General features: G+C 70.8%; 21 protein-coding genes. 4 read left to right on the top strand and 17 right to left on the bottom strand.

The window, feature by feature from the left end; genetic code table 11:
• Window positions 1-6: 6 nt before the first annotated feature.
• From J2850_RS17235 to J2850_RS17195, 9 genes are all read right to left on the bottom strand, one after another.
• Window positions 7-1,041 (bottom strand): ABC transporter substrate-binding protein, encoded by a 1,035-nt coding sequence (locus J2850_RS17235; protein WP_246513153.1) that lies wholly within the window; start codon window positions 1,039-1,041, stop codon window positions 7-9.
• A gap of 20 nt (window positions 1,042-1,061) precedes the next feature.
• Window positions 1,062-2,654 carry a rhodanese-like domain-containing protein gene (locus J2850_RS17230; RefSeq protein WP_209983828.1) on the bottom strand — a complete coding sequence of 531 codons (1,593 nt, stop codon included), beginning with the start codon at window positions 2,652-2,654 and terminating at the stop codon, window positions 1,062-1,064.
• Window positions 2,655-2,727: 73 nt separating this feature from the next.
• Window positions 2,728-3,354 (bottom strand): cysteine dioxygenase family protein, encoded by a 627-nt coding sequence (locus tag J2850_RS17225; protein ID WP_209983826.1) that lies wholly within the window; start codon window positions 3,352-3,354, stop codon window positions 2,728-2,730.
• A gap of 10 nt (window positions 3,355-3,364) precedes the next feature.
• Complete coding sequence (locus tag J2850_RS17220; RefSeq protein WP_370878941.1) at window positions 3,365-4,174, bottom strand: ABC transporter ATP-binding protein; 810 nt, start codon at window positions 4,172-4,174, stop codon at window positions 3,365-3,367.
• Window positions 4,168-5,232 (bottom strand): ABC transporter permease, encoded by a 1,065-nt coding sequence (locus tag J2850_RS17215; protein WP_209983823.1) that lies wholly within the window; start codon window positions 5,230-5,232, stop codon window positions 4,168-4,170. Before J2850_RS17215 ends, J2850_RS17220 begins: the two co-directional genes overlap by 7 nt.
• A 26-nt stretch (window positions 5,233-5,258) precedes the next feature.
• Window positions 5,259-6,299, bottom strand: a complete 1,041-nt coding sequence (locus tag J2850_RS17210) for an ABC transporter substrate-binding protein (RefSeq protein ID WP_209983821.1) — start codon at window positions 6,297-6,299, stop codon at window positions 5,259-5,261.
• Window positions 6,300-6,358: 59 nt separating this feature from the next.
• Window positions 6,359-7,003: a malonic semialdehyde reductase gene (locus tag J2850_RS17205; protein ID WP_209983819.1), complete on the bottom strand. Its 645-nt coding sequence runs from the start codon at window positions 7,001-7,003 to the stop codon at window positions 6,359-6,361.
• 27 nt (window positions 7,004-7,030) lie between these two features.
• Complete coding sequence (locus J2850_RS17200) at window positions 7,031-8,362, bottom strand: phenylacetate--CoA ligase family protein (RefSeq protein ID WP_209983818.1); 1,332 nt, start codon at window positions 8,360-8,362, stop codon at window positions 7,031-7,033.
• A gap of 29 nt (window positions 8,363-8,391) precedes the next feature.
• Complete coding sequence (locus J2850_RS17195; RefSeq protein WP_209983816.1) at window positions 8,392-8,586, bottom strand: hypothetical protein; 195 nt, start codon at window positions 8,584-8,586, stop codon at window positions 8,392-8,394.
• Window positions 8,587-8,935: 349 nt separating this feature from the next.
• Between J2850_RS17195 and J2850_RS17190 the strand changes: the two genes are divergently transcribed.
• The 4 genes from J2850_RS17190 (at window position 8,936) to J2850_RS17175 (ending at window position 14,243) form a co-directional block, all read left to right on the top strand.
• Complete coding sequence (locus tag J2850_RS17190; RefSeq protein WP_209983815.1) at window positions 8,936-9,451, top strand: sigma-70 family RNA polymerase sigma factor; 516 nt, start codon at window positions 8,936-8,938, stop codon at window positions 9,449-9,451.
• Between the two features lie 148 nt (window positions 9,452-9,599).
• Window positions 9,600-10,610 (top strand): FecR family protein, encoded by a 1,011-nt coding sequence (locus J2850_RS17185; protein ID WP_209983813.1) that lies wholly within the window; start codon window positions 9,600-9,602, stop codon window positions 10,608-10,610.
• Window positions 10,611-10,764: 154 nt separating this feature from the next.
• Complete coding sequence (locus J2850_RS17180; RefSeq protein WP_209983811.1) at window positions 10,765-13,320, top strand: TonB-dependent siderophore receptor; 2,556 nt, start codon at window positions 10,765-10,767, stop codon at window positions 13,318-13,320.
• Between the two features lie 8 nt (window positions 13,321-13,328).
• The gene (locus tag J2850_RS17175; protein WP_246513152.1) at window positions 13,329-14,243 is read left to right on the top strand and encodes an alpha/beta hydrolase; all 915 of its coding nucleotides are present in this window, start codon (window positions 13,329-13,331) and stop codon (window positions 14,241-14,243) included.
• A 174-nt stretch (window positions 14,244-14,417) separates the two neighbouring features.
• On the opposite strand, the gene argE is transcribed toward J2850_RS17175, so the two are convergent.
• The 8 genes from argE to J2850_RS17135 all read right to left on the bottom strand — a co-directional run bounded on the left by argE (window position 14,418) and on the right by J2850_RS17135 (window position 24,157).
• Window positions 14,418-15,566, bottom strand: coding sequence for an acetylornithine deacetylase (argE, locus tag J2850_RS17170; RefSeq protein ID WP_209983809.1), 1,149 nt, complete (start codon window positions 15,564-15,566; stop codon window positions 14,418-14,420).
• A gap of 27 nt (window positions 15,567-15,593) precedes the next feature.
• Window positions 15,594-16,988 (bottom strand): formimidoylglutamate deiminase, encoded by a 1,395-nt coding sequence (locus tag J2850_RS17165; RefSeq protein WP_209983807.1) that lies wholly within the window; start codon window positions 16,986-16,988, stop codon window positions 15,594-15,596.
• A gap of 51 nt (window positions 16,989-17,039) precedes the next feature.
• The gene (locus tag J2850_RS17160; RefSeq protein WP_209983805.1) at window positions 17,040-17,993 is read right to left on the bottom strand and encodes an agmatinase; all 954 of its coding nucleotides are present in this window, start codon (window positions 17,991-17,993) and stop codon (window positions 17,040-17,042) included.
• Between the two features lie 29 nt (window positions 17,994-18,022).
• Window positions 18,023-18,445, bottom strand: a complete 423-nt coding sequence (locus tag J2850_RS17155; RefSeq protein ID WP_209983803.1) for a RidA family protein — start codon at window positions 18,443-18,445, stop codon at window positions 18,023-18,025.
• A 136-nt stretch (window positions 18,446-18,581) separates the two neighbouring features.
• A complete protein-coding gene (locus J2850_RS17150; RefSeq protein WP_209983801.1) occupies window positions 18,582-20,717 on the bottom strand; it encodes a dipeptide ABC transporter ATP-binding protein in 2,136 nt (711 codons plus the stop codon).
• Between the two features lies 1 nt (window position 20,718).
• Window positions 20,719-21,579 (bottom strand): ABC transporter permease, encoded by an 861-nt coding sequence (locus tag J2850_RS17145; RefSeq protein WP_209983799.1) that lies wholly within the window; start codon window positions 21,577-21,579, stop codon window positions 20,719-20,721.
• 1 nt (window position 21,580) lies between these two features.
• On the bottom strand, window positions 21,581-22,537 hold the full coding sequence (locus tag J2850_RS17140; RefSeq protein WP_209983798.1) for an ABC transporter permease: 957 nt from the start codon (window positions 22,535-22,537) through the stop codon (window positions 21,581-21,583).
• A 117-nt stretch (window positions 22,538-22,654) separates the two neighbouring features.
• Window positions 22,655-24,157, bottom strand: coding sequence for an ABC transporter substrate-binding protein (locus tag J2850_RS17135; protein ID WP_211113957.1), 1,503 nt, complete (start codon window positions 24,155-24,157; stop codon window positions 22,655-22,657).
• Between the last annotated feature and the right edge of the window lie 41 nt (window positions 24,158-24,198).

Genomic DNA, 24,198 nt, shown 5'->3' with positions numbered 1-24,198 from the left:
GGGTTCTCAGCTTCCGGCGCGGTCGTGGATGTCGGCGAAGAACAGGTCGCGCCAGTCGGCCGGCCGGTTGCGGATCGACCCGATCCGCGCCATGAAGTCGGTGAAGATGCCGATGCCGCGCGGCGCGAGGTCGTAGGAGACCTCGGGATGCGCGATCATCGCCGCCACTTCCTCCACGCCGAGCCTGGAATTCTCGACCCGGATGTAGGCGCGCGCCGCCTCCTGCGGGTCGGCCTTGATCAGCGCCACCGATTCCTCCAGTGCGGCCAGCACCGCCTTGACCAGCTTGGGGTTCGCGTCGTGGAAAGCCGCGGAGGTCCACAGCGCGCTGAAGGACGCCGGCCCGCCCAGCACGTCGTAGCTGCTCAGCACCTTGTGGATCCTGGGGTCGCGCAACTGCTGGTCCTGATAGGGCGGACTGGTGAAGTGGGCGGTGATCTCCGTCCTGCCGGACAGCAGGGCGGCGGTGCCGTCGGGGTGGGCCAGCGAGACGGTCTGCGCGTCAAGCCGGGCATGCTGCCCGGGGCCGAAGGCCTGTTCCGACGCGATCTGCAGCACGATGGCCTGGTAGGAGGCCCGGACCGACGGCACGACGATGCGGTCCTTCGCGGTGAAGTCCTTCAGTCCCTGCACCTCGGGCCGGTTGGTGTTGAGGTAGGCGGGCTGGGCGTTCAGCGCCGCCAGCCCGCGCAGGTTCGCATTCCCGCGGGTCTTGTCCCAGGCGATGATGAAGGCCGGCACGCCGGCCGCGCCGAAATCGGCGTTGCCGGACAGAATGGCCTCGGTGATCGTCGTCGGGTTGCCGAGCGGGGTATAGCTGGCCTTCACCTCGCCCAGCCCGGCGGCGCGCGCCTGCTTCTCCACCAGTCCCTTGTCCTGCATGACGTAGAGCGGCAGGTAGCCGAGGCCGAGGTTGCGCGCGAAGTGGACCTCCGTCGCCTCCGCCCTGGCGGGCGACGGCGTCAGTCCGGCCAGTCCGGCGGCGAGCAGCAGGGCCGTGCCCAGAAGGGTCCGGCGCAGGATGGGCGAGGGCTTGGTCATGTCGGTTCCCGTCGAGCGCATCAGATGACGCGGAAATTGTGGGCGCCGTCGCGCTTGAGCTGGTCGACCAGTTCGAGCTCCCAGTCGATGTAGCCCTGCATGGCGGCGGCGCTGTTGTCGGTGCCCTCGTAGGGGCGCTTGTAGACGTCGTCCGGCTCCGGCCCCAGCCGGTTGAGATCGGTGCTGAGCGGCAGCCCGGCCGCCACCCAGCCCTTGGTCCCTCCCTCCAGCAGCAGCGGTCGCCGGCCGGCGGGGAAGTCGGCGACGGCGTACCGGGTCAGCGTCCCGTCGCCGCAGGTCAGCACCGGCCGCACCCCCGCTGGCAGCCGGGCGATGGTTTCGGCCAGCCGGGCGCGGGTGGAGAACCAGGCGCCGGGGATATGACCGGCGCGGTAGCGTGGGCTGCGGGTGATGTCGATCACCGCCGCCTCGCCGTTCTCCAGCAGGGCCAGCAGGTCGCCGGGCGTCACCGTCTCCGCCGGCGCATCGGGGACGGGTGGCAGCCGGCGGTGGTCCGGACCGCGCTCGCTGCCCAGCGCCGCAACGTCGCCGTCCAGCACATGCACCTCCCAACCGAGCTGCGCCAGCCAGGAGGCGGTCATGTCGGCGCGCGGGCCGCCGCCGCCGGCCGGATCGTCGGCCAGCACGATGCGGGCGCCGCGCACCGCGACGAATTCGTCCGTCGCCTGCACGAGCTGCCCGCCGGCGGCGTGGCGGAAGCCCGGCAGATGGCCGGCCTCGTACTCCTCCGGCGTGCGCACGTCGAAGAGGTGGAGCGTGCGCCGCGGGTCGTCGCGGAAAGCCGCCAACCTGGCGGCGCCGATCCGTCCGACGCCGGCGCGGTCCGCCACCGCGCGCGCCGCGCGCCGTCCCCGGGCGTCGCCGTCCACCGACGGCTCGGGGAAGCGGTCCTCCCGTCCGCTGTCCAGCGCCAACCCGGCCAGCGTCCAGCCGATGGTACCGTTGCGCAGCGCCGCCACCCGGTTGGGAATGCCGGCATTCACCAGGGACTGCGCGCCGATGATCGACCGGGTGCGTCCGGCGCAATTGACGACCACCAGCGTCTGCGGATTCGGAGCGATGTCGTGGACGCGCTTGACCAGTTCCGCCCCCGGCACGCTGATGCCGCCGGGGATCGACATGGTGCGGTACTCCTCGAAGCGCCGGGCGTCGAGGATGACCAGATCGGCCTTGGCGTCGATCAGCGCCTTCACCTCCGCGGCCGGCAGCGAGGGCGTCCGGCGATGGTGCTCGACCCATTCGCCGAATGCTTTGCTGGGGACGTTGACGTCGCGATAAACCTCGAAGCCGGCGGCGGTCCAGCCGGCCAGGCCGCCCGCCAGCAGGGTCACGTCGGTGTAGCCGAGCGCCTGCAGCCGCCGGGCCGCCGGCTCGGCATAGCCCTCGCCGTCGTCATAGACGGTGATCGGCACGTCGCGGCGCGGCAGCAGGTCGTAGGCCAGCAGCTCCACCCGGCTGAGGGGCACCGACACCGCGAACAGCGGGTGGGCCAGCGAATAGGGCCCTTCCTCGCGCGCGTCGAGCAGGGCGATCTCGTCGCCGGCGATCCAAGCTTTACGGACGTCCTCGGGGGGGCGGGTGGCGATCGGCATGGTCGGTGGTCCTTGTGTGTCGGCAGGCGGCGTGTGTCGTCAGGCGGCGTGTGTCGTCAGGCGGCGTGTGTCGTCAGGCGGCGTGGACGGGGACGGCCGAGCGGTCCCAGAGGTTGGGCAGGGTGGTGTTGGCGTAGCCGGAGATGAAGGGCTTGCGCTCGCCGGTCAGCGGTTCGAACACCGATCGGCGGATGGCGCCGATGTTGCCGCCATAGACGTGGATGCTGATCGACGGGCGGTCGGTCAGCGCGTTGGCGATGGCGTGGACGTCGCCGATCCTGGGCGACACCGCCTCCACCGATCCGGCGGGCAGGATCTCCGCCGGATGGACGGCCAGCGGCGGGCCGCCCTGCGGCTGCAGGTCGTAGCGTTGCGAGCGCTCCGCGCCGCGCAGCACGCCGACCAGCCCCCAGACCGTGTGGTCGTGGATCGGCGTGTGCTGTCCCGGTCCCCAGACGAAGCTGACGACGGAGAAGCGCTCGAAGGGGTCGCAATGCAGGAGATACTGCCGGTAACGCATGGGATCCGGCAGGGCGAAGGCGTCGGGCAGCCAGTCGTCCGCCGCGACCAGCGCCTCCAGCAGCGAGCGGCCGGCGTCCAGCAGCGCCGCCTCGTCGCCGCCGAGCCGCTCCACCAGCCGGGTGAAGTCGCCGACGAAGCCGCGCAGCCGCGGCAGGTTGGGAGAGGAACTGTCGGACATCGCGGCTTCCTCACCAAGTCTCGGCCAAGCCGAGCAGTTCCAGAATGCGGTGGCGCAGCTCGGTCAAAACCGGGTCGCCGCGGTGACGGGGATAGGGGCGGTCGACGGGCAGGTCGGCCTTGATGCGGGCGGGCCGCTCGCTGAACACGATCACGCGGGTCGCCATGAACAGCGCTTCCTCGATGTCGTGCGTCACCAGCAGGCCGGTGAAGCCGGAGCTGCGCCACAGCTCGACCAGTTCGCTCTGCATGGCGAGCCGGGTGAGGCTGTCGAGCTTGCCGAGCGGTTCGTCCAGCACCAGCAGGCGGGGGTCGTTGACCAGTGCGCGGGCCAGCGCCGCCCGCTGCGCCATGCCGCCGGACAGTTGGTGCGGATAGGCCTTGGCGAAGCCGGTCAGGCCGACCAGGGCCAGCGCCTCCTCGACCCGCCGGCCCTGGCTGCGCAGCAGGCCCCTCGCCTCCAGCCCGAGGGCCACGTTGTCGCGCACGGTCCGCCAGGGGTAGAGCGTCGGGTCCTGGAACACCACGACGCGCGACGGGTCGGGGCCGCCGATCGGGCGGCCGTCGGCGAGGATGCGGCCGCTGCTCGGCGGCTCCAGCCCGGCGATCAGGCGCAGCAGGGTGGACTTGCCGCAGCCGGACGGCCCCAGCAGGGCCACCAGCTCGCCGGGCTCAACCCGCAGCTCCACCCCGTCGAGCACCGGCAGCGGCGCGCCGTGCAGCTCGAACCGGTGGCTGACCGCACGCACGTCGATCGCCATGCCGGCGGCCCGCGGCGCGGTGCCGGCCGGCCCGGTGACGGTGGTTTCCAGCGCTACCATTTCAGCATTCCCTTCTGCCATGCCAGCAGCCGGTCGCGGACGCGGAACAGCAGGGTCACCAGACCGGAGCAGACCAGCGCCATCACCAGCAGGGCGGCGTACATGTTCGCGTAGGCGGCCCAGCCCTGGGCCCATTGCAGGTACCAGCCGATGCCGGACTTCACCCCCAGCATCTCCGCCACCACCAGTACCGCGAAGGAGGCGCCGAGCCCCATGAACAGCCCGACGAAGACGTGCGGCATCGCCGCCGGCACGGCGACCTTCGTCACCAGGAAGCGCGGCGAGGCCCCCAGCGTGCGGGCGATGTCGTAATAGGCGCTGTTGACCCCGGCCACCCCCGACCAGGTCAGGATGGTCACCGGCACGCCGCTGGCCAGCGCGATCAGGAAGACGCTGGCGCTCCAACTGGTGGGAAAGGCGAAGAAGGCGATGGGCAGCCAGGCGGTGGCCGGCAGCGGCCCGATCAGCCGCAGCACCGGATGGACCCAGTAGCCGACCGCCCGCGACCAGCCGATGGCGACGCCGGTGACGATCCCCAGCAGCGAGCCGATCGCGTAGCCGGTGGCCAGCAGCGTCAGGGACGCGGCGAAGCAGTCGAGCAGCCGTGGCCAGTCGTCGAGATAGACCTCCAGCAGCGCCTGCGGCGGGGCGAAGAACGGGCGCGGCAGCAGGTTCAGCTTGGCGGTCAGGACCTCCCAGCCGATCAGCGCCAGCGCCAGCACGGCGAGCCAGGGCATGGAGTCCGCCAGGCGCCCGGCGGCATGCGACAGGCGGCTCCGCGGCGCGGGGCGGGCTGTCCCGCCCGGGGCGGCGGTCAGGGGAGCCGCCAAGGACGCCGCCACCGCCAGGATGCCGGCGGCTACCGCCAGCAGGCTCGCGAACTCGCCCGTCCGTTCCCACTCGTCGGCATCGGGCCACAGCGCCGTCACGCCGGCCGCGGCCAGCCACAGCAGTGCCACGGCGCCGAAGCGCACCGCCTGCCGTGGCAGGCGGTCCCGCGACGGCAAGGCTTCCCCATCGGCCGCCGGCAGTGCGGCGGCCGTGTCGTTCACGCTCATGATGTGCCTCCGGTTGGGCCGGCTGGTCAGCCCAGGACGTCGGTGGTGACGCGATCGGCGAACTTCGCGCTGTCGGTGGTCGGCTTGAACACCTGCACCGACTTCAGCGCCTCGGCATACTGCGCAACCTCGTGGCGGATGTCGGCGCCCTGCGGGTGATGGTGGTGCGTGTGGCTGGCGAGCTGCGCCGTCAGATCCTCGACGCTCGCCTTGGGGGCGTATTCCTGGTAGGCCCTGGCCGCTTCCGCCGGGTTGCGGGCGCTGAAGTCCTGGGCTTCTAAGACGGCGCGGACCAGCGCCTGCACCGCGGGACGGTCCTCGCGCAGCAGGCTGTTGCGCACGCCGATCACGCAGCAGACCCGGTTGGCGTAGTCGCCCGACAGGTTGCTGGCGATCTCGACGAGGTTGCCCGACTTCAGGAACTGGTAGGCGACCGGGTCCCAATGGGCGATGGCCTGTGCCTCACCCTTTTCCACCGCCACCCCCAGCAGGTCGCCGGGATAGACGCGCCATTCCACGTCCTTGTTGGGGTCGATGCCCTGCCTGGCGAGCAGGATGGAGAAGAAGTGCTTTGCCGGGCTGGCGAGGTCGCTGACCCCGACGGTTCTGCCGCGCAGTTGGGCCAGGTCGGTGACGCCGCCAGCCTTGGGGGCCAGCAGCCGCATGCAGCCGCCATGGACGCCGGCGGCGATCTTGACGTCGAAGCCCTGTTCCAGCGGCTTCAGCCAGCGCAGCGCCATGCCGTGCCCGGCATCGGCCTTGCCGGTCGCGATCGCCTCCAGAAGCTGTTCGGTCGAGCCGGCGAAGTTGACGTATTCGACGTCCAGCCCGTGCTTGGCAAAGAAGCCCTGCTTCTGGGCGACGACGATCGGCGCGCCGCAGACGGCGCCGGTGTTCCAGGCCAGCTTGATCGGCTTGAGGGCGGCCGGGGCGGGGGCGGCAGCCGGTGACGCGGCGGCGACGGGAAGGCTGGCGAGAGACGCGAGGGCCAGCGGCGACAGGGCGCCGGCGCGCAGCAGCGTGCGGCGCGGGAGGGTAGCGGAAAGGGCGGTCGGCGAGGGCGGCATGACGGCGGCTCCGGCGGGCAGGAATGGGCGTGGAGGACTGGGCATGGGAAAAAGGGGGATCAGAGGACGGCCACCGCCTGCGACACGTCCAGGCGCGGTGCCCGCGGCCGGGGCGGCGTTCCGTCGGCATGGCCCAGCGCCACCAGCAGGTTGGTGCGCAGGCGGCCGTCGGCGAAGAACTCCGCGTCCACGGCGGCGGCGTCGAAGCCGGACATCGGCCCGGCGTCCAGCCCGAGCAGGCGCGCGGCGAGGATCAGGTAGCCGGCCTGCAGCGTGCCGTTGCGGAAGGCGGTGGTCTCGGCCAGGGACGGTTCGTCGACGAACATCGGCGACGGGTCGTAGTGCGGGCTCAGGAACGGCAGATGCTCGAAGAAGCGGCGGTCGTAGGCGACGATGGCGATCGCCCCGGCCTTCAGCTTGGCGTGGTTGCCGCGGCTCAGCGCCGGGCGCAGCCGTTCCTTGGCCTCCGGGCTGGACAGGAAGACGAAGCGTGCCGGGCTGCCGTTGAAGGCGGTCGGCGCCTGCCGGACCAGCCGGTAGAGCCGGTGCAGCGTCTCCACCGGCACCGGGCGGTCGGACCAGGATTGCGGCGTGCGGGCGCTCAGGAACAGGCGGTCGGCGGCCAGCGCAAGGGCAAGCTCGTCAGCCGGGTCGGCGACCGGATCAAGCATGGGATCGGGCGTGGCAACATGGGTGTCCGGCATGGGAGCGGTCTCCGTCGATGGGTTGGGTCACGACCACAGGTGCGCGCGGCGGTCGTCGATGCGCTTTGCCTTGTGGACGGCGCGCGGCAGGGTGCCGGGCGCCAGCAGGGCGACCTCGGCACCGACGCCGGTGGCGGCCTTCAGATGACGGCGCAGGCGTCCGCGGAGATCTTCCGGGTCGCCGTTGAAGCCCTGACTGTGCTCGACCTCGACGGTCAGGCGGTCCAGCCGCTCCACCCGGTCGAGCACCAGCCGGTATTCACCGGTCAGTGCCGGATCCTGGCGCACCACCGCCTCGACATCGCCCGGGAACAGGTTGACGCCCTTGACGATCAGCATGTCGTCGAGCCGGCCATGCACCCCCTTCAGCCGCAGCGACGTGCGGCCGCAGCGGCAGGGTTCCGTCGTCACCGACACCACGTCGCCGGTGCGGAAGCGGATGATCGGGCGGGCGCGCTTGCGCAGGGTGGTCAGCACCAGCTCGCCGCGTTCGCCCTCGGCCACCGGCTCGCGGGTTTCGGGATCCAGCACCTCGACCAGGATATGGTCCTCCGCCCAGTGCAGGCCGTCCTTCTCCACGCACATGCCGGCGCAGGAGCCGAAGATGTCGGAGAGGCCGTAATAGTCGTAGACCTCGGCCCCCCACAGCGCCTCGATCCGCTCGCGCGTCTCGGGGATGGAGCCGCCGGGCTCGCCGGCGACGAACAGGCGGCGGACGGCAAGGTCGCGGCCGGGGTCGATGCCCTCGCGCTGCGCCGTCTCGCCCAGATGCCAGGCGTAGGACGGGGTGGTCCACAGCGCGGTCGCCCTGAACTGGTCCAGAACGGCCAGCAGCCGTTCCGATGGCAGCGTCCCGGCATGGATGCTGAGGGCACCCAATTTCTGCGCGCCGAGCACGCAGGGGCCGCCGACGAACAGCGAGAAGTTCAGCGCATGGGCGTAGCGGTCGGATGGGCGCAGGCCGCTCGACCAGAACTGCCGCGCCTCGTAGTCGATCCAGTCCTCGAAATCCTTTGCGGTGAAGGGGGAGGCGGTCGGCACCCCGGTCGAGCCGCTGGAGGCGGAGATGTAGACGATCTCCCGCTCCGGCACGGCGACCAAGTCGCCGAAGGGCGGCGCCGCGACCTGGCGGTCGCGGATCGTCGCCTTGTCCAGGAAAGGGAAGCGCCGCAGATCGTCGAGGCCGCGCAGGCTTTCCGGCGACACCCCGTGCGCGTCGAAGGCGGCGCGGTAGTAGGGCGAGCCGTCGTAGGCGTGGCGCAGATGGTCCTTCAGCAGATCGAGCTGCAATTGCCGCCAGTCGGCCCGGCTTTGGGTTTCCAGTCCCGGGTGCCAGTAGGCGTCGTCGTCAACCGCCACGGTGGGTGTCCTTCGAAGGGGGCGGCGGCTCAGGCCACCGCGGGCAGCAGGGCCAGGAGGATGGCGGCGAGGACGCCGAGGCCGAGCGACAGGAGGGAGGCTTCCGTCACCCCGTCGGCTTGGTCCGCCAGCGGCCCGTCCGGAGGCAGCGGCGGAGGGATCAGGGCACCCGACGGGCACAGCGACGCGATCAACATCCGGTCCAGATCATCCAATCCCTGCATGTCGCTCTCCTCGTCTGGTCGGAGGCGGCGGCCTCCCGGGGGCCGGGACGGCTGCGGCCGATTAAACACAAGTGACGGACGTGCAAATAACGTTATTTCCTATAGGAAAATAGGAAATAGGATCGGCGTCAAGCGGGCTTTCATGCCGGACGGATTTTTTTGCGCAGCCATGCCGGGGCGAGAGGGAAGCACCGCGACCGCAACGGCCGGACACGACCGTCGACACGGAACGATCATCATCGGGAATCAAAGATTTTTCGCCCGCTATTGATAATCATTCTCATATTTGCTAGGAGCGGCGGCAACGGGATGCGTTACACGCCACTTCGGGACGGACATGGCTTCCGACTTGCGCCGCCTGCTGGTCGATGGCCTCTTCCGGCAGCACAACTCCGGCCTACTGCGTTTCCTCGCCCACCGCCTGGGCTGCCGGGACCGTGCGGCCGATGCGGCGCAGGAGGTGTACCTGCGCCTGTTGCGCTTCGCCGGCTCGGCGGCGATCGCACATGAAACCTCCTACCTCTACGCGACCGCCGCGAACGTCGCGACGGACCTCGCCCGGGCCCGCCGTTCCGAGGACCGATGGACCGCTGTCGACCTGCCCGACTGCCTGCCCGATCCCGGCGGCGCCGGCGAGACGGCACGGCCCGACGATGCCGCGGCAGCGCGCGAGCGGTTGCGGGGCCTGCAGGAGGTGGTCGACGCGCTGCCACCCCGCTGCCGCGAGGTGTTCCTGCTCAACAAGGTCGACGGGCTGAGCCACGGTGAGATTGCGAATCGCCTTGGAATTTCCCGCAACATGGTGGAAAAGCACATCATCAAGGCACTGCTGCATTGCCGGCAGAGGCTTGGCGACCATGGTTGAGCATGTCGCCATGGGGATCGGGCAAAGCATGGCGGCTGGACATGGACGGCGCAATGGCCATGTCAGCCGTCGAGCCGTCCGCGCACAGCGGAGGTGATGCGGTTTCCCACGCATCATGCATCTGGCCAGCAGGCGTCAGGAACAGGCAATGACCTCCGATCAAATGTCAGCACCGGATGCCGGCCCCGATGCCGCCCCCGATGCCATTGCCGAGGAGGCCGCGCGCCGGCTCGTGCGCCTGCAGTCCGACGCCGTGACGGAGGGGGAACGGCGCGACACCGATGCCTGGCTGGCGGCCCGGCCGGAACACCGTGCGGCCTTCGACGGGCTACGCGCCCTGTGGGGATCACTTGACGCCTTGCAGGAGCTGCGCGGGCCGCCCACGGACAAGATCGTCGCGACGCCGCTGCGGCGGCGGTCCGCCGGCCGCTTGGCGCCCGTCGGGCTGCTCGCCGCCAGCCTGGCCCTGGCGGCCCTCGCCGGTCCCACGATGCTCGGCCGGCTGCGCAGCGACCACAGCACGGCGGTGGGCGAACGCCGCACCGTGGTGCTGGACGACGGGTCGCAGATCCAGCTCAACACCGACAGCGCCGTCGCGGTGGATTTCAGCGGCTCCACCCGCCGGGTGACGTTGCGGCGCGGTGAAGCCTTCTTCACGGTGGCGCCCGACCGCGAGCATCCGTTCGAGGTGAGGGCGATGGGGGCGGTCACCCGCGTGGTGGGCACCCGCTTCGCCGTACGGCGGATGGAGAATGCGACGCGTGTCTCGGTGGAGGAGGGCACGGTCGAGGTCCAGTGTCCGGATGGTGCCGCCGGTCCCGGTGACGGCCTGCGCCTGACTGCCGGCGAGGTCGCCCGCTATCAGCCGGACCGCTGCCCCGTCCGCGAGGCCGGGGTGAGCGTCGCACGAGCGACGGCATGGCGGGACGGCCATGTGGTCTTCGACGACCGGACCCTGCGGGAGGTGGTGGACGAGTTGAACCGCTACCGCTCCGGCCCGATCCTGCTGCTCGGCGAGGATCTGGGGCTGCGGCGGATCACCGGGGTTTTCGACATCCGCGATCCCGAACGGGCGCTGTCGGCGATCGAGCAGGTGCTGCCGGTGCGCATCCGCCGGATCGCCGGGTACGTCGCCATCGTCACAAGACGCGAGGGTTGAGCGGCGGTCTTCGCGACACCTTGGAGAAAAATCGCGGATACCGGCGAATCCGACGTCAGGGGTTTGGCGGCACGCGCGGTCTCATTGATCAGGAGGATCCCGGCTTGGCCTTGGCAACGGGCGTCGGGATCGATCGAGGATCGAAGAGACGAGAATGGCGACCGACATCCGCACGGCGGATCCAGCCGCAGAGTCCCCGCGGCGGCTTTTCCGACGGCAGAAGGGCAAGCAACAGCGGGGCACCCAGCCGCATGCGCCGCGGCTCCGCGCCACCCGCTTGCCGCTGCGCATGCTCCTGTTGGCCAGCATGGCGGCCGTGGCCCTCGGGACCGCGGCCGCTCAGGCCCAGCCGGCCGCCGTGACGGAACTGCGCCAGTACGATATCCGGCCGCAGCCGCTGTCCTCGGCCCTGACCGATTTCGCCAGCCGTGCCGGCATCCAGCTACTCTACAGCTCCGACATGACCGCCAACCTGCGTTCGCCCGGCGTCAGCGGCAGGCTGTCGGTTGACCAGGCGCTGCCGCAGTTGCTGGCGGGAACCGGCCTGGGCTGGCGCTACACCGACGCCGTGACCGTGACGCTGATGCCGGCGCCCGGGAAGTCGGCCGATGCCGCCGGCACCGTCCTGCTTCCCGAGGTGACCGTCCAGGCGACGGCCTGGCGCAGTTGGCAGCCGGTCGAGGGCTATGTCGCCGGCGTGACCACCACCGGCACCAAGACCGACACGCCGCTGATCGAATCGCCGCAGTCGGTCAGCGTGGTGACGCGCGACCAGATGGACGATCAGGGGTCGCAGACGGTGTCGCAGACCCTGCGCTACACGCCGGGCGTCCTGGCCGAGGTGCGGCCGAGCGCCCGCTACGACAGCGTGTTCGTGCGCGGCTTCGGCGGGCAGGGTGCCGGCGCCGCCTACGTCAACTTCCTCGACGGGCTGCGGCAGCAGCGCAGCATCTCCTACGCCATCCCGACCGTCGATCCCTGGCTGCTCGAACGCATCGAGATCCTGCGCGGCCCCGCTTCGGTGCTGTACGGGCAGGCGGGGTCCGGCGGCGTCGTCAATCTGGTCAGCCGCCGTCCGACCGACGCCGACAGCCATGAAGTCCGGGTGGAGGCGGGCAGCAACGGCCGGGTCCAGACCATGTTCGACACCGGCGGCGCGCTGACGGAGGACGGGCAGTTCCTCTACCGCCTCACCGGCATCGGGCGCAAATCGGGCACGCAGTACGATGACGTCGACGACGATCGCATCGCCATTGCCCCGGCCTTCACCTGGAAGCCGTCGTCCGACACCAGCCTGACCGTGCTCTCCAGCTACCAGCGCGATCCGGAGGGCGGCTTCTACAATTTCGCCCCGGCGTTGGGCTCGGTGCTGCCGAACCGCAACGGCAAGATCGGCTCCGGCTTCTATGCCGGCGATCCGGCCTACGACAATTACTCGCGGAACTCGGCCTCGATCGGCTACCAGTTCGAGCACCGGCTGAGCGATGTCTGGACGCTGCGGCAGAACGCCCGCTACAACCATCTCGACTCGTCCTTCAAGGCCATCTCGCTCTCGTCGCTGCAGGCAAACCAGCGGACGGCGAACCGGTCGATCAGCGACGTCAACGACATGGCCAATACGGTGGCGGTCGACAATCAGGCGCAGGCCACCGTGATGACCGGGCCGGTCGACCATACGCTGCTGTTCGGCGCCGACTGGTCGCGCGGCTTCGCCCGCCGCGACCTTGGCCAGTTCACCGGCGTGACCGTGCCGACGCTGGACATCTTCAACCCGGTCTACGGCTATCGCTATCCCGTCGCGCGCGGCGTGCAGACCACCCGGCAGATCCAGACGCAGCTCGGCTTCTATGCGCAGGACCAGCTTGCCTATGAGAACTGGCGCATGACCGTCGGCTTGCGCCACGACCGCGCCGACAGCGAGACGGTGCAACTGACCGGCAACAGCCGGACCAGCCAGTCGGACGACGCCTTCACCTGGCGGGCCGGGCTGCTCTACCTGTTCGACAACGGCATCACGCCCTACGTCAACTATTCGACCAGCTTCCTGCCGAACTCCGGCAGCTATTCGCCGGCGCGCGGCGGCGACGCCTTCAAGCCGACGGAAGGCGAGCAGTATGAGGCCGGCATCAAGTACCAGCCGCCGGGCATGAACAGCTTCGTCCAGGTCGCCGGCTACTCGATCCGCCAGCGCGACGTGCTCACCGCCGATCCGCTCAACACCCTCTACAGCGTCCAGACCGGCGAGATCCGCTCGCGCGGCATCGAGGTGGAGGGGCGCGCGAGCCTGACCAGCAGCCTCGACCTGATCGGCGCCTACAGCTTCATCGACGCTGAGGTGACCAGGTCCAACACCGCAGGGGTCGCCGGCAACCGCGTGCCGCAGGTGCCGCGCCACATGGTCAGCGGCTGGGTCAATTACCGGTTCCAGAGCGGCCCGCTGGCCGGCCTGGAACTGGGCGGCGGCGTCCGCTATATCGGCCCGACCGCCGGCAACGACGTGAACAGCTTCGAGGTGCCCGGCTACACGCTGGCGGATGCGGCGGTCCGCTACGACCTCGGGGCGCTGAAGCCGGCCCTGGCCGGGGCGGAGCTGACACTGAACGTCAGCAACCTGTTCGACAAGGAGTATGTGTCGAGCTGCTCCAGCGCCACGGCCTGCTATTTCGGCGACCGCCGGCTGGTGCTGGCGGGGGTGCGCTACAAATGGTGAGCCGATCGATGATGACGCGCCGTGCCCTGCTGGGCGTGCCGCTTGCGGCCGCCGTCGCCGACCTGTCCTTGACCGGCCCGGCTGCCGCGGCGGAGACGGCGGGGGTGACGCTGCCACGCACGGTGCAATGGCAGATGACGGCCGGTGGCGACCCGGCGCGGCCGTACAGCGTCTTCGCCGCCTGGCCGGAGACGCCACCGCCGCCGGACGGCTATCCCGTGCTGTACCTGCTGGACGGCAACAGCGTCTTCGGCACGGCGACGGAGGCGATGCGGGTGGTCGGCGGGCACGGCGCCGCGGTTGGGATCGCCCCCGCCGTGGTGGTTGCCGTCGGCTATCCCACCGAACGGGCCTTCGAGCAGACCCGGCGCGCGCGGGATTACACGCCGCCGGCTGAGGGGGCGCCCCCCGGAACCGGCGGAGCCGATGCGTTCCTCGCCTTTCTCGAGGACCAGGTGAAGCCCGAGGTGGAGCGGCGGTTCCGTATCGACCGCAGCCGGCAGACGTTGTTCGGCCATTCCTTCGGCGGCCTGTTCGTGCTGTATGCGCTGTTCTCGCGCTGCGGCGCGTTCCAGCGCTACGTCGCCGCCAGCCCGTCGGTCTGGTGGCAGGACAGGGCAGTGCTGTCCTTCGAGCGCCGCTTCACCGAGGCCCTGCCGCCTGAAGCGGCCACCCGCAGCCTTCTGGTGACGGTGGGCGAGAACGAGTTGTCGGCACCTCCCGGCGAACCCGCCGACCCGGCACGCGACGAGCGGCGGCGCAAGGCGCGGATGGTGGAGAATGCCCGTGACCTGGCCGAGCGGCTGAGGGCACTGGCCCCACGTGGCCCGGCGGTGACCTTCGTGTCCTTCCCCGGCGAGACCCACGGCTCGGTCATCCCGGCCGCGGTCAGCCGCGCGGTGGCGGTGGCGATCCGGCGGTAGGCGGGGCTTGTCCGGAACGCCGCAGGATGCGGGGCGTTCGTTCAGGTTCTCTTGCCGCCCCACTCCGCCGCAGCGCGTTCTACGGCGGGTTTCATGCCAACCCCTCCCCGGCAGTTGCCTGATCGACGTTCCCCGACCTTTCCCCACTGATGCGGGAGAGCGGGCTGCCGCCGTTTAGCGCAGGGTCTCCAGCAGGGATTCCAGCATGCGGTCGCAGGCGGCGAGCTGGTCCTCGGCGACGAACTCGTCCGGCTTGTGGGCCTCGCCGATGCTGCCGGGGCCGCAGACCACGGTCGGCATCGACAGGCTCCGCTGGAACAGCCCGCCTTCGGTGCCGAAGGACACCTTGCCGGTGCTGTTGCCGCCGGTCAGGCCCTTGACGAAGGCCACCACCTCGGCGTCGGTATCGGTGTCGAGCGCCGGGTAGCTCGACAGCTCGGAGATCGTCATCGCGCCCGACGGGAAGTCGGGGCGCAGGCGGCCGACGATCGCCTCGGCCTCGGCGTGGACCTCCTCCAGCAGCGGCTCCACCGGGTCCTGGGGCAGGTGGCGGATTTCCAGGTCCAGGCGGCAGCGGTTGGGGACGATGTTGAGCGCTTCGCCGCCGTGGATGACGCCGGCGTGGACGGTGGTCCAGGGCACGGCATAGCCCTCGTCGCGGACGCCGTCGCGGCGCACGCGGTCCTGGATGCGGCGCAAGCCGGTCAGCAGGTCGGCGGCCATGTGGATGGCGTTCAGCCCCTGCGGGGCGAGGCTGGAGTGGCACTCCACCCCATGGCATTCGACGCTGAGCGCCGTCTTGCCCTTGTGGGCCGTCACCACCTGCATCATCGTCGGCTCGCCGACGATGCAGAAGCGGGGGCGCACCGGCAGGGCCGCCATCATCTCGATCAGCCGGCGCACGCCGAGGCAGCCGACCTCCTCGTCGTAGGACAGCGCGAGGTGAAGCGGGCGGGCCAAAGGCCGCCCGGCGGCGCGCTCGACCAAGGCCAGGGCCGAGGCGATGAACCCCTTCATGTCGGCGCTGCCGCGGCCGTACAGGCGCCCGTCACGGCGGGTCAGCCGGAAGGGATCGGAGGTCCAGGCCTGCCCCTCCACCGGCACCACGTCGCTGTGGCCCGACAGCAGCACGCCCGGCACCTGCGGCGGACCGAGGGTGGCGAACAGGTTGGCCTTGCGGCCATCGTCGCTCGGCACCAGGCGGGTGACGGCGCCGGCCGCCTCCAGCCGTTCCTGCGCCCAGCGGATCAGCTCCAGGTTGCTGTCGCGGCTGACGGTGCGGAAGGCGATCAGCCGTTCCAGGATGTCGATGGTCGCCGTCATGGCCTTGTCCTTCCCCTTCAGAGTTCTTCAGGCCGCCAGCCGGTCCACGGCATGGCGCCAGCCGCGGCGGATGGCCTCCGCCCCGACATGCCGTCCATCCCGCACCACCAGCCGGCCGGCGGCCACCACGTCGCGCACCGCCCGGCCATTGCCGGCGAAGACATAGGAATCGAGCAGGTCGTCGCCGGAGCGGCCGTAGAGGCGCGGGTCGTCGGCATCGAGGACGACGAGGTCGGCACGCTGTCCGACCGTGATGCCGGGCGCCGGTGCCGGCAATCCCAGCGCCTGCTGGCCGCCCGCCACCGCCGCGCGGTAGAGCGCCGCCCCGGTCGAGGCACCGGGTCCCGGCGCCAGCAGGTTGCGCCGCCGTGCCGCCAGCCGCTGGCCGAACTCCAGCAGCCGCAGTTCCTCGGCCGCCGAGATGACGACCTGGCTGTCGGAGCCGACGCCGAACCGTCCGCCCTGCGCCAGGAAGTCCCGTGCCGGGAACAGGCCGTCGCCGAGGTCGGCCTCGGTCGTCGGGCAGAGGCCGGCGACCGCGCCGGAGGCGGCGAGCCCCGCCACCTCGTCCGGCGTGACGTGGGTGGCATGGACCAGGCACCAGGACGTCGCCGGCCAGCCGCGGTCGAGCAGCCACTCCACCGGTCGCCGCCCCGACCAGTCGAGGCAGGCGTCGACCTCCGCCACCTGCTCGGCGACGTGGATGTGGACGGGGGCGGACGGATCGGCGGCGGCGAGGCCGGCGAGCGCCGCCTCGGCCTCCGCCGCCGTGACCGCCCGCAGGGAGTGGAGGGCCAGCCCGACGCGGTGCCCGCCGGGGACGGCGCGGCAGGCCTCGGCGATCGCCAGCAGGCGGTCGGGGTCGTTGAGGAAGCGCCGCTGCCCGTCGCCGGCCGGCCGGCCGCCGAAGCCGCCATGGTTGTAGAGCACCGGCAGGTGGGTCACCCCGATCGCCGCCGCCTCCGCCGCCGCCAGGATGCGTTTGGACATCTCGGCGGGGTCGGCGTAGGGGCGGCCGTCCGGCGCATGGTGCAGGTAGTGGAACTCCGCCACCGCGGTGTAGCCCTGTTCCAGCATCTCGGCATAGGCCATCGCGGCGACGGCCTGGAGCGTGTCGGGGTCGATGCGGCGGACGAAGCCGTACATCACCTCCCGCCAGGTCCAGAAGCTGTCCTCCGCCGGGCCGGCCCGCTCGGTCAGGCCGGCCATCGCCCGCTGGAAGGCGTGGCTGTGCAGGTTGGGCATGCCGGGGACGACCGGCCCCGCGGCACGCTCCACCCCCGGCGGCGGAGCGGGGAGCCCCGCCTCCACCCCGGTGACCAGCCCCTGGCCATCGAAGCGGAGCAGCACGCCCGATGCCCAGCCGCCAGCCAGCAGCACCTGGTCGCAGAACAGCCCGTCCAGCCGTTTCGCTTCACCCATCGGGTCGCCCTCCGCTCCGCGCCAAGCCCATGCCCGTGCCCAAGCCCATCCTCAGTCGAAATAGCCGGCCTGGATGGTCTTGCCGATCAGGTTGCAGATGATGCGGCCGGCGGTGATCGCGGTGATGCCGTTGACGTCCTTCTTCGGCGTGATCTCCACGATGTCCATGCCGACGACGCGGCCCTTCTTCACCAGGCCGTGGATCAGCGTGCGGATTTGCGGGTAGGTGACGCCGCCCGGCGCCGGGCCGTTGACCGCCGGCATGATGGTCGGGTCCATGCCGTCGGCATCGATGGTGATGTAGTAGCGGCCGCCATCGGGGATGCGGTCGAGCACCGCCTTCATGCCGGCCTCCTGCAGCTCGACGTCGGGCACCAGCACGGCGCCGTAGGCGATGGCCGCCTCGACCTCTTCCGGCCGGGCGCTGCCGGCCGAGCGCAGGCCGATCTGGAAGATCTGGCCGATATGCTCCATCTCCGAGGCGCGGCGGATCGGGCTGGAATAGCCGTTGCGGGCGCCGTTGACGTCGTCGCGCCAGTCCAGGTGCGCGTCGATGTGGACCAGCGTGACCGGACCCTGGTCGTCGTAGGCGCGCAGCACCGGGATCGGGATGCCGTGGTCGCCGCCGATGACGATCGGCAGCATGCCCTTGGCCAGCATCCGGCGGACCACCGCCTCGGCGTTGCGGTAATGCAGGTCGAGGTCCCGCGGGTCGGCCTGCACGTCGCCGCAGTCCACCACCTTGATGTCCTTGCCGCCCAGCAGCGGCCCGCCGATGTCGAAGTCCCAGCGCTCCAGCTTGCGCAGCGCGCGCTCGGTGTAGCGGCGCACCCAGGTCGGGGCGTTCGACTGGTCGTTGGTCACCTCGTCGATCGAGTAGGGATCGCCGTAGGGGATGCCGAGGATGCCGATGTGGCCGTCAAGCTGGTCGAGGTCGGTGCAGATCGGGAAGTCGAGGAAGCTCTGCAGCTCGCGGCGTGGCGGGTTGGTCAGGGTCGTGGTCATGATGGTCGGTTCTTCGCGCTGGTGGGGGATCAGTTCGCGTCGGGGATCACGGCGATGGCGTCGACCTCGACCACCCATTCCGGACGGGCGAGCGCGCTGATGACCAAGCCGGTCGACACCGGGTAGACGCCCTTCAGCCACTTGCCAATGGTGCGGTAGACCGGCTCGCGGTAGCGCGGGTCGGTGATGTAGACGGTGATCTTGCAGATGTGCTCCAGCTCGGCCCCGGCCTCGGCCAGCAGCATCTTGATGTTGGCCATCGCCTGCTCGGTCTGGCCCGCGGCGTCGCCGACCGCCACGCTCTCGCTGGTGTCGAGGTTCTGGCCGATCTGACCGCGCACGAACACCATGGTGCCGCGGGCGACCACGGTCTGGCAGAGATCGTTGTCCAGCGACTGTTCCGGATAGGTCTTCTTGGTGTTGAACTGGCGGATGCGGGTGTGGACGGTCATGGTCGGTTCCTGTCGTTGATTGTGGTTCAGGGATTGTGGTTCAGGGATCGTTGGGGCAGGCGGGGCCGTCCGGCCCTTCGCGGGGGCCGGTTGCGGTTGAACGGTGCCGGCTGGTCGGGGCGGCCGACCGGGCCGGTCAGCGGGCGGCGGCGTCGCCGCCGGCCAGTTTCGGAAAGACCGGGGCGCGCTCGGCCAGGGTCGCCAGCGGGATGTGGCAGGCGATGCGGTGTCCCTGGTCGGTCTCGCGGACCGGCGGGGCCTGCTCGTCGCAGACCGCTCCCAGCTTGCGCGGGCAGCGGCCGGCGAAGGCGCAGCCGCCGCGGCCGCCCGGCGGCAGGGCGGAGTCCTCCAGCAGGATGCGCGGCGGTTCCGATCCGTCCTCCGCCAGACGGGGGACGGCGGACAGCAGCGCCTCGGTGTAGGGGTGGTAGGGCGGGCGCAGAACGCGGCCGACCGGCCCCTCCTCGCAGATGGTGCCGCCATAGACCACCAGCACGCGGTCGGCGATGTGCGCCACCACGGCGATGTCGTGGGTGATGAAGAGGTAGGACAGCCCCATCTCGTCGCGCAGGCCGGCCAGCAGGTTCAGGATGTTGGCCTGGACCGAGACGTCGAGCGCCGACACCGCCTCGTCGCAGACGACGAATTCCGGATCGGTGGCCAGCGCGCGGGCGATGTTGACGCGCTGGCGTTCGCCGCCGCTGAGTTCGTGCGGATAGCGGTCGGCATAGGCGGCGGGCAGTCCGACGCGGGTCAGCAGGCCGGCGACGGTGCGCCGCCGCTCCTCGGCGTCGCCGCGGCCGGCCAGGACCAGAGGCCGCTCCATCGCCTGTCCCACCGTCTTGCGCGGGTTGAGCGAGGCGGCGGAGTTCTGGAAGACGAGCTGGGCGCGCCGGCGCAGCGTCTGGTCGCCGCGCCGCACCTGTTGCGGGAAGTCGGCGCCGTCGAACAGCACGGTGCCGGCGCTGGGCTCGGTCAGCGCCAGCAGGGCGCGGCCGATGGTGCTCTTGCCGCTGCCGCTCTCGCCGACCACCCCCAGCACTTCCCCGCGGTCGATGGTGAAGGAAACGTCGTCCACCGCGACCGTGCCGGCACGGCGCAGCCAGGGCAGGATCGACGTGCTGGCGCCGTAGATCTTGCGCAGATGCTCCACCTCCACCAGGGGGGCGGACCGTGCCGGCAGCGCTCCGCGCCGGGGCGCCGTGCCGCCCTCGTCCGGCCAGGAGGTCGTCGCCAGCGCGTCGGCCTTCCAGCAGCGCACGCCGGTGCCGTCCCCCTCCGCCCGCATCTCCTGCGGATGGCTGCGGCAGGTCTCCTCGGCGAAGGGGCAGCGCGGGGCGAAGACGCAGGCGGCGGGCGGGCCGGACAGCTTGGCGACGGTGCCGGGGATGGAGGGGAGCCGTGCCCGCCGCTCGGCGGTGATGCGGGGCAATGCCGCGATCAGCCCCTTGGTGTAGGGGTGGGCCGGGCGGGACAGCACGCGGCCGGTCGGCCCGGTCTCCACCACCACGCCGCCATAGAGCACGGTGACCGACTGGCAGATGCGGTTGACGATGCCGAGGTTGTGCGAGACGAAGAGCGCGCTCAGATGGTGGCTGTCGCACAGCTTCGCCAGCAGGTCGATGATCCGCGCCTCGACCGTCACGTCCAGCGCCGTGGTCGGCTCGTCCAGGATCAGCAGCCCCGGTTCGCAGCCCAGCGCGGTGGCGATCAGCGCCCGCTGCTGCATGCCGCCCGACAGCTCGTGCGGGTAGGCGGCGGCGACCCGTCGGGGATCGCGGATGCCGACTTCGCCCAGCAGTTCCTCCACCCGGACCGCCGCCTGGCGCGGGGTGAGGCGCTTGTGGCGGATCAGGGGCTCGGCGATCTGGCGGCCGACGGTCAGGGCCGGATTCAGCGAGGTGAAGGGGTCCTGGAACACCGCAGCGATGCTGTCGCCGCGCAGCGCCCGCCGCTCGGCCGGGGCGAGCCGGCGCAGGTCGGTGCCACGGAACAGGATCTCGCCCGATTCCACCCGCCCCCCCTCGCCCAGCAGGTCGAGGACGGCCATGGCGACGGTGCTCTTGCCCGAGCCGGATTCGCCGACCAGCCCCATCACCTCGCCGGGGAGGATCGAGAAGCCGACGTCGCTGACGGCGCGCAGCGTGCCGCGTCCGGTGCCGTAGCTGATGGTCAGGCCGCGCACGTCAAGCAGCGGTGCGGCCGGGCGCGAGGCCGGCGCCGGGACCGCCACCGGCGGCACGGCGGAGCGGGTGTGCGGAGCGGTCGTCATCTCAGTGCGATCCCGTGTTGCGGGGGTCGAGCAGGGCGCGCAGCCCGTCGCCCAGCAGGTTGATGCCGATCACGGCGATGGCGAGGGCGAAGCCGGGGCAGAGCGCGATCCAAGGCGCCTGTTCGACGAAGGGGCGCGCCTCGGCGATCATCAGGCCCCAGTCGGAGGAGGGCGGCTGCGCCCCCATGCCGATGAAGCTGAGCGAGGCGCCGAGCAGGATGGCGAACACCACGCGGAGGCTGGCCTCCACCGCCAGAGGCGGCCAGATGTTGGGCAGGATTTCGTGGAACAGGATGTAGGCGGCGCTCTCGCCGCGCAGGCGGGCGGCGGTGATGAACTCCTCCTGCATCAGCTCCAGCGTGATGGCGCGGGCCAGCCGCACCACCTGCGGCACATAGACGATGCCGATGGCGACGATCGCCTTCCACTGCGCCGGCGGGGTGACGGCGAGCACCAGGATGCCCAGCAGGATCGGCGGGAAGGACATCAGCACGTCCATCGCCCGCATGATCGCCTCGCCGGCCCGTCCGCCCTTGTAGCCGGCGATCAGGCCCAGCGGCACGCCGGCCATCAGGCTCAGCGCGGTGGCGGCGACACCCATCAGCAGCGAGCTGCCGGTGCCGACCAGGGTGCGGCTGAAGACGTCGCGGCCGAACTCGTCGGTGCCGAACCAGAACTCCGGCCCCGGCGGCTGCAGCCGGCTCATGATGTTCATCTCGTCGTAGGGATAGGGCGCGATCCAGGAGCCGGCAAAGGCGGCGACCAGCAGCGGGGCCAGGAGGACCAGCCCGACGACGAGGGAGACGGGCAGGGCGGACCGGCGCGACGACAGGCGCCGCGGGGCGGGGGACGCGGCGGTCATCTCAGGCGGTCCTCATGCCGTGGCGGATCTTGGGATTGACGAAGGCGTAGAGCAGGTCGGCGACGAGGTTGGCGAGGCAGTAGGCGGCGGAGACCACCAGGATCGTCGCCTGGATCAACGGCAGGTCGTGGCGCTGGATGGCGAACAGCAGCAGCCGCCCCATGCCGGGATAGGAGAAGATCGTCTCGATCACCACCACGCCGCCGAGGATGAGGCCGAAGTCGATGGCCAGCACGGTGATGGTCGGCAGCAACGCGTTCTTCAGCGCATGGCGCAGGATCACCACCGATTCCGGCATGCCCTTGGCACGGGCGAACTTCACGTAGTTGGTCTGCAGCACGTCGATCATGCTGGACCGCGTCAGCCGGGCGATGCGCGCCAGCAGCATCAGAACCAGCGTCACCACCGGCAGCACCAGATGCGCCGCCCAGGGCAGCACGCCCTCGGCCACCGGCGTGTAGCCGCCGGTCGGCAGCAGCTTCATGTAGCTGCCGAACACCAGCACCAGCACGATGGCCCAGAAGAAGTCGGGAACGGCGATGCCGAGATAGGAGATGCCCGACACCATCTGGTCGGTCAGCTTGCCCCGCCGCACCGCCGCCAGAACGCCGAGGCCGATTCCGGCCACCGCGACCACCGTGAGCGCCACCACGGCCAGCACCAGCGAGCGGGCCAGCGCCTCCATCAGGATGGGGGCGATCGGCTGCTCCAGCACCAGCGAGCGCCCGAGGTCGCCATGCAGGATGCCGGCGGCCCAGCGCCCGTACTGGACGATCAGCGGCTGGTCGAGCCCGAGCTTGACCGAGATGGCCTGAACCACCTCGGGCGAGGCGAACTGCCCGGCGATCATCGAGGCGACGTCACCCGGCATCGCCTGGGTCACCAGGAAGATCAGGACGGACATCACGACCAGGACCAGCGCCAGATAGAGGAGGCGGGTGAGCGTGTAGGCAAGCATGGCGGCATCCTTGGAAAAGGCTGCGGTTCCCGCAGGCACCCGCCGTCCCTTTCCGACCCGCGGCGGCCGGAGGCGCGGCGCGGGGAAAGGGGCGGCAGGCGCCGAAGGAGCGGGGACTCAGTCGACCGACACGTCGCGCAGGTCGAGGAACATCATCGGGTGCGAATGGAAGCCGTGCACCCGGGCGCTCAGCCCGTTGATGTGGTTGATGACGTAGGGGATGACGCCCGGCGAGTCCTCCACCGCCAGAGCCTGGGCCTGGCCGTAGAGCGTCCGCGCCTCATCCTCGCTCTTCGCCTGGCGGGCGCCGTCCAGCAACTGGTCCATCTTCGGGTTGGAATAGCTCCACAGCGCGGTGTTCCACGAGCCCTTGGAGTGGTACCAGGGATAGAAGGACGTATCGATGGTCGGGCGGCTGAAGAAGCCGTCGATGTAGAAGCCGGCCTTGCCCTCGATGTCCTTCAGGAAGACGTCGAAGGGCACGCGCTGGACGTTGACCGTGATGCCCGCCGGCTTCAGCAGTTCGCGCACCGCCAGGCCCAGCCGCTCGCGGGTGGCGCGGCCGGCCGGGGTGTAGAGCGTCACCTCGAAGCCGCTCGGATAGCCGGCCTCGGCCAGCAGCTTCTTCGCGCCCGCCGGGTCGCCCTTGGCGATCTTCAGGTCCTTGTTGTAGTAGGGATGGCTGGGCGGGATCGGCGAGTGGGTCGGCGTGCCGTTGCCGAACAGCGCGATCTGGGTGATCGCCTGCTTGTCGAGCGCCATCGCCACCGCCTTGCGCACGCGGGCGTCGTCGAAGGGCTTCACCGTGTTGTTCATGATGACGCCGTCCCAGGTCGATGTGGGAACGGAGTCGACCTTCAGCTTGGTGTCGGCCTTGACCTTGTCGATGGCCTCCAGCGGCAGGTTCCACACCAGGTCGAGCTCGCCGGTGGTCAGCGCCGCCACCTGGGCCGCCGCCTCGGGCAGGATGCGCATCACCACCTCGTCCAGCTTGGGCAGGCCGGGTTCGAAGTAGTTGGGATTGCGCTTCAGGACGACGCGGTCGCCGGGCGCGAAGGACACGAACTCGAACGGACCGGTGCCGACAGGCTTGGAGGCCAGGCTGTCGACCGCGTCGCGCGGCACGATGCGGGCCTGGCGCTCGCCGAACAGCTCGGCGAAGCCGGCATAGGGCGTCTTCAACTGGAACTGGACGGTCAGCGGGTCCAGCGCCTTCATGGACTCGACGATCTCGAAGTTCACGCGGGCGGTGGACCCGGTCGCCTTGTCCTGGATGCGGGCGATGCTGGCGACCACGTCCTCGGCGTCAAGGTCGCGGCCGTTGTGGAACTTCACGCCCTTGCGCAGGTGGAAGGTCCAGCTCTTCAGGTCGTCGCTGTGCTCCCAGCGTTCCGCCAGATCGGGCTTCACCTTCATGTCATGGCCGATGACGGTCAGGCCGTTGAAGATCAGGTAGGCGGCGACATACTCCTGCCCGCCCTTCATCTTGGCGGGGTCCAGCGTGTTGAGGTTGGAATCCACCGAAAGCTTGAGCGTGCCGGCCGCCTGCGCCGACAGCGCGGTACCGGTCAGCAGCATCGCCGAGAGAACGGCCCGGGCCACCAAACGTCGCATGATCATGAAAGCCCCTCTTGTTTTCCGGTCCTTGCGGCGGACCTTCG

Origin of the sequence: Azospirillum picis, from assembly GCF_017876115.1 — a bacterium.
GTDB lineage: Bacteria > Pseudomonadota > Alphaproteobacteria > Azospirillales > Azospirillaceae > Azospirillum > Azospirillum picis.
This window is presented reverse-complemented; position numbering and strand designations above follow the sequence as displayed.